This is a genomic window from Aeromonas sp. R4-2, assembly GCF_040908295.1.
In the GTDB taxonomy this organism is placed as follows: domain Bacteria; phylum Pseudomonadota; class Gammaproteobacteria; order Enterobacterales; family Aeromonadaceae; genus Aeromonas; species Aeromonas veronii.
Genome location: NZ_JBFODL010000022.1, coordinates 1 through 15,290, shown reverse-complemented (window position 1 = coordinate 15,290; position 15,290 = coordinate 1). Strand labels below are relative to the sequence as shown.

Annotated in this window: 11 protein-coding genes; 2 read left to right on the top strand and 9 right to left on the bottom strand. The window is 62.0% G+C overall.

Translation table 11 applies throughout. From position 1 onward, the window contains the following. Positions 1-200 precede the first annotated feature (200 nt). Entirely contained in the window at positions 201-806 is a 606-nt protein-coding gene (locus AB5Y99_RS17900) for a TIGR04211 family SH3 domain-containing protein (RefSeq protein WP_005335443.1), read from the bottom strand. Between the two features lie 146 nt (positions 807-952). Next, on the bottom strand, positions 953-1,705 hold the full coding sequence (locus AB5Y99_RS17895) for a potassium channel family protein (RefSeq protein WP_005354446.1): 753 nt from the start codon (positions 1,703-1,705) through the stop codon (positions 953-955). Positions 1,706-1,806: 101 nt separating this feature from the next. Here AB5Y99_RS17895 and AB5Y99_RS17890 point away from each other — a divergent pair, with 101 nt between their 5' ends. After that, complete coding sequence (locus AB5Y99_RS17890; protein WP_368210353.1) at positions 1,807-3,057, top strand: methyl-accepting chemotaxis protein; 1,251 nt, start codon at positions 1,807-1,809, stop codon at positions 3,055-3,057. Positions 3,058-3,233: 176 nt separating this feature from the next. Next, positions 3,234-6,107, top strand: coding sequence for a bifunctional [glutamate--ammonia ligase]-adenylyl-L-tyrosine phosphorylase/[glutamate--ammonia-ligase] adenylyltransferase (gene glnE, locus AB5Y99_RS17885; protein WP_368210351.1), 2,874 nt, complete (start codon positions 3,234-3,236; stop codon positions 6,105-6,107). A gap of 88 nt (positions 6,108-6,195) precedes the next feature. Here glnE and AB5Y99_RS17880 read toward each other — a convergent pair whose 3' ends face one another. The 7 genes from AB5Y99_RS17880 to AB5Y99_RS17850 all read right to left on the bottom strand — a co-directional run bounded on the left by AB5Y99_RS17880 (position 6,196) and on the right by AB5Y99_RS17850 (position 15,086). Then, positions 6,196-6,726: a GNAT family N-acetyltransferase gene (locus AB5Y99_RS17880; RefSeq protein WP_279505774.1), complete on the bottom strand. Its 531-nt coding sequence runs from the start codon at positions 6,724-6,726 to the stop codon at positions 6,196-6,198. A 95-nt stretch (positions 6,727-6,821) separates the two neighbouring features. Continuing rightward, a complete protein-coding gene (locus tag AB5Y99_RS17875; protein ID WP_368210349.1) occupies positions 6,822-9,023 on the bottom strand; it encodes a glycoside hydrolase in 2,202 nt (733 codons plus the stop codon). 259 nt (positions 9,024-9,282) lie between these two features. Next, positions 9,283-10,116, bottom strand: coding sequence for a DUF2861 family protein (locus AB5Y99_RS17870; RefSeq protein WP_368210346.1), 834 nt, complete (start codon positions 10,114-10,116; stop codon positions 9,283-9,285). Beyond that, the gene (locus tag AB5Y99_RS17865) at positions 10,113-10,760 is read right to left on the bottom strand and encodes a response regulator transcription factor (RefSeq protein WP_058058526.1); all 648 of its coding nucleotides are present in this window, start codon (positions 10,758-10,760) and stop codon (positions 10,113-10,115) included. Before AB5Y99_RS17865 ends, AB5Y99_RS17870 begins: the two co-directional genes overlap by 4 nt. Beyond that, positions 10,757-12,139, bottom strand: coding sequence for a DUF3404 domain-containing protein (locus tag AB5Y99_RS17860; protein WP_368210344.1), 1,383 nt, complete (start codon positions 12,137-12,139; stop codon positions 10,757-10,759). The genes AB5Y99_RS17865 and AB5Y99_RS17860 overlap by 4 nt, the downstream gene beginning before the upstream one ends. A gap of 145 nt (positions 12,140-12,284) precedes the next feature. Beyond that, the gene (locus AB5Y99_RS17855) at positions 12,285-14,447 is read right to left on the bottom strand and encodes an AsmA family protein (protein WP_368210341.1); all 2,163 of its coding nucleotides are present in this window, start codon (positions 14,445-14,447) and stop codon (positions 12,285-12,287) included. Positions 14,448-14,579: 132 nt separating this feature from the next. Continuing rightward, positions 14,580-15,086, bottom strand: coding sequence for an NUDIX domain-containing protein (locus AB5Y99_RS17850; RefSeq protein ID WP_107683479.1), 507 nt, complete (start codon positions 15,084-15,086; stop codon positions 14,580-14,582). Positions 15,087-15,290 lie beyond the last annotated feature (204 nt).

The window sequence follows — 15,290 nt, the reverse complement described above, 5'->3', positions numbered from 1 at the left end:
TTTAACAAAGATCGCTCATTCCCCCCATGAATTCCCTTTTGAAGCCAATACGCCAGCAAGCGTGAGGGTCATCTGACTTCATTTTGTATACGATTCTCCGCCGCTCTATCGCAAAGCAGCCACGCATTCCGCCCAATGCGCCCAAAAAAAGAAGGGCCGCCACGGCGACCCTTCTCAGCAATTCATTCAGCCAGATGCTGTCAGTTCATCCAGCGATCGCCGCGGCTGCGACGACGGGGCAGCATGGGCAGCAGGATGCCAAGCAGGATACCGGCACCCACCATGGCGCCACCACGAATAAACCAGTCCATCTGCATGTCGTGCTCCTGGTTGTCGTAGCTCTGGGTCAGGGCATCATTCTGCTCTTTGAGATTGCTCATCTCCTCACCCTGACTGACCAGCTGGGCCTTGAGAGCGGCGATCTCCTTGCTCTGGGCAGCGATCTGGCCATCCTTCTCGGTGAAGCGTTTCTCGTTGTCACCGTTAAGGTTCTGCAGGCGATCTTTAAGCTCATCGCGCTCTTTTTCCACCTGGGGCAGACGCTCGCGTAGGCTGATCTGGCTCTGCAGTTCGCTGTTTTTGATCCACCCCTCGCGGCCACGACCGTCCACCACCTGGGTGAAACCGGCCTCGCTGTTCACCGCCTTTACCTCCAGCGGTTCACCAGCCTTGACGCTGCCAAGGATCCGGTACTGGGTACCCGGGCCATTGTGGATATAGGTAAAGATGTTGTCTGAAACATAACGGGTATCGGCCAGTGCCTGTTGGGCACACAAGCAGATCAAAATCCCGAGAAGGGCGCGCATGGTCGATCGGTTCTCTTTTTCAGGTTTGGACAAGAGGTTGAATGTTAAGCCGCCAGCAGGTTAAAGGACAAGCAAAGAAAAAGCACCTCCCCCCAGATAAAGAGCGCAGAGTTGCGAGTCACCTCGCAACTTGCCCGTCTGCGGTCTCACTTGTTTTTCAGCTCCTGCACCTCGCTGCGCAGGGCGCGGATCTCCCGCAGCAGCTCCTCTTGCTGGTTGTTGTAGTGATGACGCCACTTGTCGGTCTCGCCATCCCCCTTGTTGGGCTGCAAAAACAGGCTGGCCATAAAACCGCTGATGGCACCGAACAGACCCACTCCGAACAGGATCAGCAGGCTGGCGACAAAGCGCCCCTCCTCGGTCTTGGGCACCAGATCCCCGTAACCCACTGTCGAGAGGGTCACCAGCGTCCACCAGAACGCGTCATAGGGTGTCTCAATCTGGCTGCCGGGCTGGCCTGACTCAATCCAGTACATGACGCCGGAGCCCACCCCCAGCAGCAGGAAGAACAGAAACAGGATGCCGGAGAGGGTGGTCTCGTTGCGCTCGCGACGGAACATGGCCCAGAGATCCGGGTGCTCCTTGAACAGCTGATAGACCCGCCACAGCTGGATCAACCGCGCCCAGCGCAGTTGCTCCGCCATCGGCAGGCTACCCGGCAGATAGATCCAGTTGGCCTTGAAATAGGCCTTGCGATCGGAGGCCCGGATCCAGCCATAAGCAAAGTGCGCGAGGAAGAAGTAGCAGATCAGACTGTCGAGGTCATAGAAGAGCTGCAGAGTCTGTGGTGTCAGGCTCTCATGGCCCCACCAGCGGGCCGTCACCAGCACAACCGAGATAATCGACAGAAATGCCATCAGCAGATCCATCGCCCGCAGATGAGTTAAGTGATGTCGCATACATTTTCCAACTTTAAGCACAGTGCAAATTAATAAAAGAGAAGATAATGCCGATAGTCCTGAGGGCAAAGGAAAAAACGGCTTTTAAAAGGAGAATGACAATGCAGCTGAACCTGCTGGAGAAAAGAATGAGCAACATCCGGTTGGTACCCAAAGTGGTGCTGCTGATGGTGTTCAGTACCCTCCTGCTACTGACAAAACTCTGGTTTGACGCCAACAATCTGGAAGCGACCCTGCTCAGCGAAGGGCTCGATCCCGCCAAGGCGGATGCGATCTCCAATCGCCTGCTCTGGACTGGCCTGATGGAGACCGCCATCATGGGGTTGCTGTTCGTGATCCTGCTGCTCACCGGCTCCCGCCTGATGGTCAAGCAGGTGCACTATCTGGTGGGCCTGCTGGAGCGCTTCGCCAAGCGGGACCTAAGCCACAAGGTACTGCTCAAGTCTCGTGACGAATTCGGTGACATCGCCAAGGCGGTGGCCCACTCCCAGGAGAACCTCAAAGAGGTGTTTGGCAACCAGCGTGCCGCCTGCAAGGAGCTCAACGACATCGCCTCCCAGGTGACCCTTTGCATGGAAGAGGCCAACGAAGCGATCAACGAAGAGTTCACCCAGATCGAACAGCTGGCCAGCGCCATGAGCCAGATGGTCGGTGCCATTCGCGAAGTGGCCGCCCATGCGGATCAGGCCTCTCACGCCACCGCCGAAACCAGCCAACTGGCGGAAGAGGGGAGCCGCTGCGTCGCCGACACCGTCAGCACCATAGACACCCTCTCCGGCAACATCCAGCGCTCCGCCACCGTGGTCAACGAGGTGGAGCAGGGGGTCGAGCGCATTGGCTCTGTGGTCGACACCATTCGCGGCATCTCGGAGCAGACCAACCTGCTGGCACTGAACGCCGCCATCGAAGCGGCTCGCGCCGGTGAAGCGGGTCGTGGCTTTGCCGTGGTGGCCTCCGAAGTGCGTGAACTGGCCAACCGGGCTCAGGCCGCCACCGTCGAAATCCAGAAGATGATCGAACAGCTGCAGGGCAATGCCCATCAGGCTGGCGAGCTGATGGCCCAAAGCGTACAGCAGGCCGACAAGGGGGTGGAACAGGTGACCCAGGCCGGTACCCAGCTCGCCACCATAGTGCAGCGGGTACAGGGTGTCGCCGACATGAACCGCCACATCGCCGCGGCCTCCGAGCAGCAGAGCTCGGTCGCCGAAGAGATGCGCGGCAATCTGGAGCAGGTCAAGCAGATCGCCGAAGGCTCCGTCGTGGTGCTGCGCGAACTGCAAGAGGCCTCCGAACTGGTCGAGCAGCACAGCAAGGAGCTCGACAGCCAGATCCAGTCCTTCAAGCTGGCGTGACCACAGCGCATAGACAGAAAGGCCCTGCGGGGCCTTTCTTCATATCCCCACCAGCAACCCATTTTCCTTTCTGGATCATGCTTCTCGCCCCTGCGCTGTGACGCGGGGGCCTGACAGTGCTAGATTGGCAGCCAGCTTTTTATCCGGCAGTTTCGTTAACCACAAGGACGGCAACCGTGGCCCAGCACTCTCCCTCTTTCTCCGCCCTCTCCCCCCTGCTGCAAGAACAGGCCGAGCGCCAGTGGCAGCGACTGGTCGAGCTGGCCCCCGACTATGGCTCGCTGCCCGAGCCCGTTCGCCAGACCCTGCTGACCCTGCTCGGCCTCTCCGATTTTGTCGCCGACTCCCTCTTCAAACAGCCGGAGTTGCTGACCGAACTACTCGCCTCCGGAGATCTGGAGCGCTCCGAACGCTGGCCCGCCTACCAGCGCGATCTGACCGCCCTGCTCGCCGAGGTAAGCGATGAAGAGGCGCTCAAGCGTATCCTGCGCCAGTTCCGCCGCAGCCGCATGCTGGTGATCGCCTGGCGCGAACTGCTGGGCCATGCGGCGGTGGAAGAGAGCTTTATCCACCTCACCAAACTGGCGGATGCCCTCATCTGCTCCGCTCGCGACTGGCTCTACGCCAAACAGTGCAGCGAGCTGGGCACCCCGATGGATGGCAATGGCAACCCGCAGCCGCTACTCATTCTCGGCATGGGCAAGCTCGGCGGTGGCGAGCTCAACTTCTCCTCGGATATCGACCTTATCTTCACCTTCCCCGAGAACGGTTACACGGTCGGCGGACGGCGCGAGCTCGCCAACCAGCAGTTCTTTATCAAGCTGGGCCAGCGCATCATCAACGCCCTCCACCAGCCCACCCAGGATGGTCAGGTGTTCCGGGTCGATATGCGCTTACGCCCCTTTGGCGATGCGGGGCCGCTCGCCATCTCCTTCGCAGCCATGGAGGATTACTACCAGCATCACGGTCGCAACTGGGAGCGCTACGCCATGGTCAAGGCGCGGGTACTGGGGCCCCAGTGCGAACACGCTGTGGAGCTGGCCGAGATGTTGCGCCCCTTTGTGTTTCGCCGCTATATCGACTTTGGCGTCATCGACGGCCTGCGCCAGATGAAGGCGATGATCGCCGCCGAGGTGCGCCGCAAGGGGCTGGAGGGCAACATCAAGCTGGGGGCTGGCGGCATCCGTGAAGTGGAGTTTATCGCCCAGGCGCTGCAGCTTATTCGCGGCGGTCGTGAACCGGCGCTGCGGGTGCGCCACCTGCCCGAAGCGCTGGCCGCCATCGCCCAATGTGGCGCCCTCGAATCTGCCCATTGCGATCGCCTGCTGGCGGCCTATCGCGTCCTGCGTCGGGTCGAGAACATCTTGCAGGAGATCGGCGATCAGCAGACCCAGACCCTGCCCACCGAAGAGCGGGATCGCCAGCGGCTGATCGCGGCCCTCGGCTTTGCCGACTGGGGCGCCTTTATGGCTTATCTGGATGAGGAGATGGCCGCCGTCCACCAAGAGTTCGCCGCCGTGGTGGGGGAAGAGAAAGAGGCACCCGCCCATCTGGAGCAGCTCTGGCTCGATCTGTGGCGCACCGAGCTCGACGCCGCCGAGCTGGAAAAATTGCTGACCGCGCAGGGGGTGGCCGAGCCCGCCCCGCTCTGCGCTGCGCTGCTGCGTTTCAAGGAGGAGTACAAGCGCCGTCAGGTGGGGCCGCAGGGGCGCATCGCGCTGGACTGGCTGATGCCTGAGCTGCTGCGACTGGTGGTCGCCAGCGAGCAGCCCGCCCGGCTGTTCGAGCGGGTCTGTGAGCTGCTGACCCGCATCTTCACCCGCAGCGCCTATCTGCAACTGCTGGCGGAAAACCCGGGCGCCCTGCGTCAGCTGGTGCGGCTGTGCGATGCCAGCCATCTGGTGAGCGAACAGCTGGCCCGCTACCCCATCCTGCTGGATGAGCTGCTCGATCCCCAGCACCTCTACCACCCCACCCCGCTCGACCAGTACAAGCCCCAGCTGCGCCAGTTCCTGCTGCGCATCCCCGAGGAGGATGTGGAGCAGCAGATGGAGGCGCTGCGCCAGTTCAAGCAGGTGCAGTTGCTGCGCATCGTGGCGGCCGACATCGCCGGCGCCCTGCCGCTGATGAAGGTGAGCGACCACCTCACCTGGCTCGCGGAGGCGATCACCGAAGAGGTGGTCAATCAGGCGTGGGCCCAGATGAGCGAACGCTACGGGGTGCCGCCCGAGGTGGCGTTAAGCGGCCAGCGCGGCTTTGCGGTGGTGGCCTATGGCAAGCTGGGCGGTATCGAGCTCGGTTACGGCTCGGATCTCGATCTGGTGTTCCTGCACAGCGGCGACCCCAACAGCTACACCGATGGGCGCAAGCCCATCGACAGCCGCCAGTTCTACCTGCGCCTCGCCCAGCGGATCCTGCACCTGTTCAGCACCCGCACCCCCTCCGGCATTCTCTACGAGATCGATATGCGGCTGCGCCCCTCCGGCGACTCCGGCCTGCTGGTCTCGTCGCTGTCGGCCTACGAGCAGTACCAGCAAAACGAGGCATGGACATGGGAGCATCAGGCGCTGGTGCGGGCCCGCCCCATCTATGGCGATGATGCCATCGTTGCCGAGTTTGCCCGCATCCGCCGCGATGTGCTGGCCAGGGAGCGGGAGCTGCCGACTCTGGCCCGCGAGGTGCGCGAGATGCGCCACAAGATGCGGGATCACCTGCTGAAAGCGGGGGCTGACGAGTTCGACCTCAAGCAGTCCCCCGGCGGCATGGTGGATATCGAGTTTATCGCCCAGTATCTGGTGTTGGCCCACGCCTGCGGCGAGCCCGATGCCCTCACCCGCTGGTCCGATAACGTGCGCATCTTCGACGAGTGCGTGATGGCGGGGGTGCTGACCCTGGAGCAGGCGGAGGGACTGAAGCAGGCCTATCTGGAGATCCGCAACCTCGGCCATCGCCTCAACCTCTCGGAGATCTCCCGCAAGGTGAGCGACGATCAGCTGCAAAACGAACGCAGCCATGTGCTCGCCGTCTGGCACAAGCTGCTGGGGGAGTAATTACCGCCAGCGGCAATGAAAAAGGGCCCGCCTGAATTGCTTCAGGCGGGCCCAGCTCTTATCGGCAAATCAGCATCCTTACGGTTGCTCAGCCGTGATCCATCACCGTCTCCACCAGCATCTGGTTGAAACGCTGATAGGCCTCTTCCTCAAGAAGCCCCGGATAGCTCAACACCCGCAGGGCATGACCTTGATAGTCAGGATGATAGGGCGGGTGGACATGGGCATAGTCGTTGAGACAAAAACCCAGCCCCTGATAGAAGCGCAGACGGCGAATGGCAATCTCATCTTCTGGCGGATCGATCTCGAGAATGACGGTTTTGCCTGCCCGCTCGCAAAATTCGGCCAGCAGGCGGCTGCCGTAGTTGCGGCCGCGCAGCGCCGGATTGATGGCCAGATGCTCGATATAGATCTGCTCACCGCACGCCCACCAGAAGATGAAACCGAGCAGCAGGCCGTCCTGATAAAAGATTTGGCAGTGATAGCGAGGATCCCGCATCTTCTGTGGCTGATGCTGTGACTGGCGCTGCTCGTAGCGGGGAAAACTCTCGCCATAGATCTGCCAGACCAGCGGCCACGCCGGATGGTTTACCTCTCTAATCACTTCACTCTCAATCATCAGAACTGCCTCTCGTTTATTTTGCAGAACGTTCATCTATACATGAAAAGTTCTGCCACATCATCCTCTGATGAAATAAAAGCCAGAGCGCTAGATTAGCGGGCGCCATCCGGTTGCGAGACAAACTGCTGCTGGCCGCCATCGGGCAGCAGCGCCAGCACGCTTTGAGCGGCCAGTTTGATCCCTGCCAGCTCGGTGGCCGAACCGAAGTTGGCAATCAGTCGAGTACCATCGGCAAACTCGCTCTGCTGCACAACTCCTCTTTTATCGAGCCAGCGAAAACCGGTGAGCGGCTGGTTGTAGAGCCGCTCATGCAGCGGGCGGAAGAAGGCATCGAGCCCCTTGAGATAGGGAATACGCACGCTGGCACTATCCAGACTGAGGTTGAGCAGCGGCGGCACGTTGTAGAGCTGCTGCAACAGTTCGGTCACCTGACGGCTCTCCCTGAATTTGAGGCTATCCATCGTCCAGTGGTGGGTGGTCACTATGTTGTCGTGAAAGACGCTCTGGAACAGCGGCAACCGCAGCGCCGGATCGAAGTAGAGCCCCTGATACCAGGGCTTGAGGTGGCTCTGGCGAAAGAAGAACGCGGGCTGATAGTCGGGATACCAGGCTCCCAGATAGTAGGGAGAGCGCTTGTTGCGGCGCATATCGGGATCCTGCCAGCCAAAACCGCTGGTCTGGGGGCCGTGGGCAAAGGCCGCGGTGCGGTTGGCAACCGCGCCGCCCTCCTCGGAGCCCACCAGCACACCCTGACTCTTGGCAATCCAGGCCATCCCGGCCATCCGATTTTGCGCATCCTGCGCCTGGCTGGTCGGCTTGGCAGGATCGAAGTCGTCAAACACCATGCCGGTCGCCGCCACATCGAGGAACCAGCTGTTGTAGTGGCTCGCCTGCTGCAACCAGGGTACGCGCTGTTCCATCACCGGGCGCACACAGGCCTGATTGGTATAGACGCCACTGTTTTGAAAGCCGCTCTTGCGCCGGCCGTTCTCCTGCATGATGCCGCAGCGCAGATAGCTATCCTGCCCCATCTGGGCGGTGAGCCAGCTCTGTTGGCTATTCCCCTCCGGCAGCGCGGTATCGTAAGAGTCGTAAGGGGCGATGAGATAGCCCGCCTGTTTGGCAAATTCAATCCCCTCTGGCGCAGCAAAACCGGCGGTCCACTGGGGCAGACCCAGCCAGAGTTTGGGTAGTCCAGCCTGCTTGAGAGCAGCGATCATCTTGGCAGAGCTGCCATCACCCCAGCTCTGCGGCTCGTTGAGCGCAGCGCCCAGTTGCGTGGCCGCCAGCGTGCGCCGGGCGGCGAAATCGGCCGGTTGCTGACCCGGATGGCGCAGCACCAACGCCTGCTCCACTCCGGCCAGCACCAGATTTTGCAGATAGCGGTTGCGCTCGAGATCCGCAGCTTGCAGCGCCGTTTTGCTCTCCCCCTTGAGCCAGTCGGCGGGGATCAGGCGGCGCAGCGCGGGCCAGCTCTTCACATCCTGTGGCACCAGCAGTCGCTCGCCCCAGAGATAGAGGTGAGAGGCGCCGATCAGCCGCTTGCCATCCGGTACTGCCGCCAGCTTGCTCTCGAGCGAGACCAGCTCGCCCCGCTCCTGCAGCCAGTTGCGATAGGCCTTGGCCGCCGCCAGCCAGTCGTTGCCCGGCTGCAGCGTCACCACCACCTCATAGGGGTCGGCCAGATTGAGGCGATTGACGCTATGGGTCGCCGTCAGGGCAATGCCATCTTTCCTGGGCGCAAAGGTGAGCCGGTTGTTGAAGGGGTTGGCAAAGAGGATCGCCAGCTGCTGATCACCGTAATCCAGCCCGACCAGCGGCAGGGTAAGGTTTTCGGTGGTGTTGATCCCCTGATACTCCTGCGCCAGCGCCTGGCACCACGCGGGATGATCAACCGGGATGCGAAAACCCTCGTGGATCGGCAGCATCAGCGCCTGCGCCCCTGCCGGCACTCGCGGCCACACCAAGTCGCCTGCACTCGCACGGCTCAGGGTGAGGATCAGGCGATTGCCCTCGAGACGGGCCGAGGCTCGCACCTCACCATCGGCACGAGTCAGCCAGCTGACACGCTCCCCCTCCTGCTGCAAGGCGGTGACCGGCTGGCGCGGGCCGGGGGCAGAGATGGCAAGGTTCTTACCAGATGGCAGCACAGCCTCGGCCGCCAGGGTGGCGGGATCCAGCTCGATACGCCACTGATCGTTGGCCAGGGTCAGCGCCTCGGCAGGCAGAGAGAACAGCGGCATCAACAGCAGCAGCGGGCGGATCCGGCTCGTTAGCACAGGCAGAAAAGTCATGGTCGGTTATTCCTGATAACACACGGGAATCGCCATTTCAGCAGATCAACAGCCTGCGATTGTCAGGCTAATGTCAGGATTAAACACAGATTGGCGGCGGAGGCTCCTCTCAGCCATGTCCCGTTTAATAGCCACCACCATCCACTGGATGATTGTTGCAAATAACATCAGCAAAAAGTAACAGTTATTGCACCAGCGAAACAATCTGTGACTGAGGCTGCCCATCCATCGCTGCCAGCCGCGACTCAATCCCCCGGCATCACTCCACCGGCCCCGCCTGACTGTGACTCAGCTGCAACACCAGCTGGCCGCGCTGGCTGGTTTGCACCAGCGAGAGGGTGCGCCAACTGTCGGGCGTGGCGGCAGGCCAATCCACCTTGCCATCGAGAGGCAGACGGTTCCACCACAGCAGGGAGTATTGCGGGCGGGCCAGCACAGCCTGATCGAGCCAGAGCGGGGTGCACGAAGCGGGATTGGCGGGGGGATTGGCCACCGCCAGCGGCGAGCGGGAGAGCCAGTCCAGATCCTGCACTGCAGGCAGCGGCAGCGCCATCTGCCACGCTTTGCCCGCCACCGTCAGCCGCAGCTGATAGAGCCCGACTGGTAAAGGCATCGGTAGATCGGCCCCCACGACCCTGACCCCTTTATTCTCTTCCGCCTCCCACTGGGCGCCAGCCAGTCGGTCACTACCAGCGGGATCGACAAGTTCAGCGGCGGTGATGGGCCCCTCCCCGGTCAGCTGCACCCGATGGTCCCGCAGCAGCGGCGCATCGCGCTGGATCAGCTCAAGGCGCAGCTCGCTCACCCCATCAGGCAGAGTGAGCGGGAAATCCTTACCGCAGTGCTGGGCACTCAGCGCAGTCAGCATTCCCTGCCAGTTGCGGCGCTCGGCATCGCTGTTGAGTGCGGGCCACGCCTGCTGCAAAGATTGCCAGGCGTGCCGGTTATCCCCCTGCAACAGTGCCAAGGTAGCCGGTTGCAGCGGGTCGGCGCGTTCGGTTTCCAAGAGGCGTTCGGTTGCCATCACGCAGCTTGCGTTCAGCAAGCCGACGCTTAGAGCCAGCAGCTGTCCAGCCAGCGTTGCACGCTTCACGCTGGCACCTCCAGCCGGTAGCCGATGCCGCGCACCGTCTCGATGGCCAGTCCGGGCAGCTTCTGGCGCAGTTGCAGAATATGGGTATCGACGGTGCGGGTGGAGGGAAACGCCTGATAGCCCCACACCCGGTTGAGGATCTCCTCCCGGCTCAGCACCCGCCCCGCCATCCGCACCAGCAGGGTGAGCAGGGCAAACTCGGTGGGGGTAAAGCTCACCTCAGCATCCTGCCAGCTCGCCTGCATCCGGGCGGGATGAAGCTGCAAGCCGCCCACCGCCTGTGTGCCATCCCCCAACTGACGCAGCTGGGCCCGGATCCGCGCCAGCAACTCGTCGTGGGAGAAGGGTTTGGTCAGGTAGTCGCGCGCCCCTGCATCGAGCCCGGCCACCCGGTCGCTCACCTCCACCCGGGCGGTCAGCACGATCACCGGCAGCGCCTTGCGCGCCAGCCACAGGGGTAGCCAGTCGAGGGCATCCCCCTCCGGCATGGTGCGATCCAGCAGCACCAGATCCGCCGCCAGCCACTGCTGCTCCGCAGCAGCCAGAGTGTCGCACCAGAGGCAGCGATACCCTTCGCGGGTCAGATAGCGTTGCAGGTTCTCCGCCAGCAGCGCCTCGTCTTCGACAAGCAAGATGGTCTTCATGATTCGGGGTCGCTCCAGAGTTGGCAGGGCAGCGTCAGGGTAAAGGTAGTGGGCGGGCCGGATAGGGTGAGGCGCCCGCCAAGACGGCGCAGCAGATGGCGCACGATGGCAAGCCCCAGCCCCAGACCATCGGCGCGGGCACCGCGGTGCAGCAAGGTGGCGAGCCGGTAATTTGGCAGCTCGCCGCCATCGCTGACCGCAAGGATCAAACGCCCCGCCTGCCAGCTGGCACAGATCCGAACCGGCGCGCGGCCATACTGGCTGGCGTTACGCAGCAGGTTGTCGAGGGCGAGATCGAGCCAGTAGAAGGGGAGCGCCAGAGTCATCTCCCGCTCAAGGCAGAAGATGGCGTCATGCCGCTCGCAAGCCAGGGTGAGCCACTCGGTGAGACTAACCGCCACCCGCTCATCTTCCAGAGTCTCAGCCGCCAGATAGTGGCGACTGGCCTGCGCCAGCTGATGCAGGCGGGCGACACTGCCCAGCAGTTGCCCCACGCTCTGCTGGGCGGAAGGGGGCAACCGGTCGAAATCGTGGCGCAGCTCCTCGCTGATGCCGGAGAGCGCCATGATGGGGGTACGCAGCTCGTGGGTCAGCATCTGCAACGCGACGCGCCGCTCCCGCAGCAGGCGCCAGCGCTGCCAGCTGGCCCACCCCAGCAGCAGGATGAAACCAAGGGAACTGGCCAGCGCCAACCACTGCCAGCCAAGCGTGGGGCGCTCGTTGAGGCAGATCCCCCCAATCCGCTCCTGGCAGGAGCCATCGACCCGGCTATCCAGCGTCACACCAAGCCGCTCGGCCAGCGGCTGCCACTGCCCGGCGCCATAACGGCGCCAATGCCCATCGCCAAGCAGCCAGAGCTGACCCGATTGCAGCAGCCAGCGCTCACCCCGCAGCAGGGCATCGAGGTTGTCATCGCCGAGCTCCCCAAGCAGCCCCAACCGGTCGCGCCGCTCCCGCACATGGAGCAGAGCATCGAGCCCGGCCGCCGGATGACCTGCCAGCCAGCGGGCAGCGCTGGAGCCACCAAACGGATAGATGGGGTGAGCGGCAAACCAGCGGGTCGAGGGCGTAGCCCCTTGGCCACAAAGCGCCCGCAGCAGTGGCAGCCACTCGGCGGGCAAGTCTTTCTCTGTCCCGCACTCCTGCTGATAGCGATAGATGGCCTGCAACTGGCGCAGCGGATAACGCTGCCAGGCAGGATGAAGGGAGTCAGGAGCAATCAGGCGACGGTCGAGCCGCTGCACCTCGTCAAGAGGCAGCGCCTGCTCGGGAGCCTGTCTGGCCAGCTCGCCCGCCAGGCGCTCTGCCAGCGGCCCGGCCAGCACGGGAGAAGCCATGCCGTAGCAGATCAGGGAGCAGAGCAGCAGGATCAGGCGCATGGGTTCAACTCGAGAGGACTCCGGATCAAGGCGCAGCAGGTCACTGCGCCATAAAAAATGTCAGCGCCATTTTTCAATGGTGCTGACATCCGGTCAACCGCTAACGGCATTGGCGCGGCTCCCGCCAGCCCATATGAACCGCCACCTATTTGAACAATCCCTTGAGCAGCTGGTCAGCCACCCCTTTGACAGCCTCGTTGTCGGCCTTATCACCCAGCAGCTTCTTGAGGCCGCGCTCAGCCTCCTTGCGCGCCTTATCCTCCAGCAGCTTGTTGTTGCTGAGCAGCGCCTTCACGTCGAGCTGATAGCTGGGGGCCTGCCAGTGGCCGCCGATCCGCACCGGAATGGTGATCTCTTTGAGCTCGTCCACATCCTTGCCCCCCTGCCCCTTGCTGCTCTCGACAATGGAGGTGAGGAACAGGAAGTCGAGGCTCTCCGGCACCAGCGCCGTCTGCCCCTCCCCCTTGACCCGCAAGGCGGGGGCAAAGAGCTGGATATCCTTGCTGCGGGCGATGCCATCGGCAATCTGGAAGCTGGCGGTGAGGGCGCTGAAGTCGGTCTTGCGCGCCTCCTTCACCTGCTCGGCCCCCTTGCCGGTGAGGGTGGCCCGCGCCTCGCGGATCATCTCCGGCAGGTTGATGCCATGCAGGGCGCCGTCGCTCAGCTTCAAGGTCACCTTGCCCCGCATCCCGTTGCGCAGTGCCAACGCAGAGAGACCGCGCCCCTGCACCTGCACATCGAGATCGCCCTTGCCCTCCAGCAGATCGCTCTGGGCCAGAGTCTGCAGCAAGGGACGAATGTTCACTCCGGCGACCTGCTTGTGCACCTTGTAGGTGGCGGGTTGCTGGCGTGCGTCGAGAACCCCTTTCGTGCTTACCTGACCGCCCGCCACGGTCGCGCTGAACTGTTTGAGCGTCAGCAGTCCCTTGGCCAAAACCACCTGCAGATCGACAGCACCGAGATCCAGCCCTTTCAGGCGCAGGCTGCCAAGTTGCAACCGACCATCCAGATCCACACCTTTGAGCGCACCCAGATCCGGTTCAACCGAGGAGAGAGATTCGCTCTTGCCGATTGCCGCTTTATTGTCACTTGCAGCGGTATTGGAAGCACCGACCGCCAGTTTGTCCTCTTTCGCCTGTGCGGTCGTGGTCGGTACCGATTTGGCGAGCCACTTGTCGAGATCCAGCTTCTCCCCCTTGAGATCGAAGGTGATTGCCGGAACAGCGCCAAGCTGCACGGTTCCATCACCACTCAACAGCGCCTCATCAGCACTCATCACCAGCTTGCTCAGGGTAATCAATTGCTTGTCGAGCTCGGCACGGGCAAAACCGGCCAGTTTCAGCTTCATCTGCGGGCGCGGCAGCGCATCACCTTCCAGCGCTGCGGTCAGCACCATATCGGAGAGTTCGGCAAGCTTCATCTCTTTATCGAGCCGTCCCTTGAGTGCTCCTTCCAGCGAACCAGCCAGTGAAGCTTGCAGCCCCTCTACCTTGGCCCCCTTCAGCGCCAACGTGAGGTTGCTCCACTCACCCAAGGCCAGACGGTCTGCCTTGATGGAGAAACTGTCGAGTCGCAGGGACCGGTCACTCAGGCTGCCACTGAGGCTCAGATCTTTCAGTTCACTGGCCATCACCTCCTGCGCCAGCTTGATCTGGGTCTGCCCTTTAACGTCGAAAGCGAGCTTGTCGGCACTCCCCTTGGCGGCCAGCGTCACGGGTACCCACTGATCGGTGGCCAGCTGCCCCATATCGAGATCGAGGCGATCCAGTCGCAGCGAGGTGCCGCTGCGATCATCCTGTACCAGCGCACTGGCCTGGGAGAGCGCGACACCCTGCAAGCTGATCTGCCAGGGCTTGCTATCAGCGGTTGGCGCAGGAGTTGCGGGGACGACTGGTTCGCTTGCATCAGCAGTGGCATCCTTGATCAGTCCGCTCAGATTGGAGCTGCCATCCGCCTTGGTCTGGATAAAGAGATGGGCGTCACTCAGGGTCACCTTGCCGATCTCCAGGCGATGGGAGAGCAGCGGCAACAGGGCAACCGAGGCCTCCCCCTGTTCGAAACGAACCAGATCCGGCTCGGCAAAACCGGCCGGATTGCGCAGAGCAACCTTCTCCAGCGAGAGGCCGAGACTCGGCCAGAAACGCCAGTCAATCTCCCCCGCCATCACCAGTTCCCGGCCCGTGCTCTTGCGCACCTGTTCAGCCAGTTGGGGCTTGAATTGATTGGGGTCGATAAGGCTTATCAACGTCACTATGGCCAGCAAGGCCGCCACGGCGATGCCGAGCAAGATGAGAACTATCTTCTTCACGATATGCTCCTTGAATCCGGATCCACTGCTGACTATACCACTCACCGTCTGACGAATGGCGTCTACGAGACAAAAGCGGACAAGGATGAGACAGGGATGGTCGCTGCCAATCCCCATCGTCATCAGCAGGGATCAGGCTTGCAAAGAGGATTGCTGCAGCCGCGCCATAGCGGTGCGCGTCGACTCGAAAGCAAAGCGGGACAAGGGGATATCGCTGATCTTCAACCACTGACAGGCGGCCACATCGTCAGCCGGCTGGATGACCGGTTTTTCACTCAGCCTGATGGCAAAGAAGGTGTCACAGGTGTGATAGGTAATGCCATCGTAGGGATAGATATTGGGGAAGGAACCAAGATAGGTAAAAGGTTGAGCGCTGACATCGAGTCCCAGCTCCTCCTGCAACTCGCGCACCAGCGCTACCTCCAGCGACTCGCCGGGATCGACAAATCCTCCCGGCAGATCCAGCAACCCCTTGCCCGGATTGCGGGCACGCCCCGCAACCAGCACCTCATCCTGCCAGCAAAGCGCCACCATTACCGCCGTCGCCACATTCTGGAAAAAATGAAAACCGCAGCCACAACGAAGCTCTTTGGGGCTGACGCTCTGCAGGGTTTGACCGCCGCATTTTGGACAAAACATGGGCTATCTCCGACGAAATAAAGCGCCATTTTAAGCTGTTGCGACCGTTTTTTATGAGTAAAACAGACGGGGAAGACGAGGAATTCAAAGGGATAGTAATAAAACGGGGCAATTATCAGGCTATTTGCTGATTTTCAGACAATAAAAAACCCCGCTCGATGAGCGGGGTTCTTAAATTTGGTGCCTGGCAGTGTCCTACTCTCG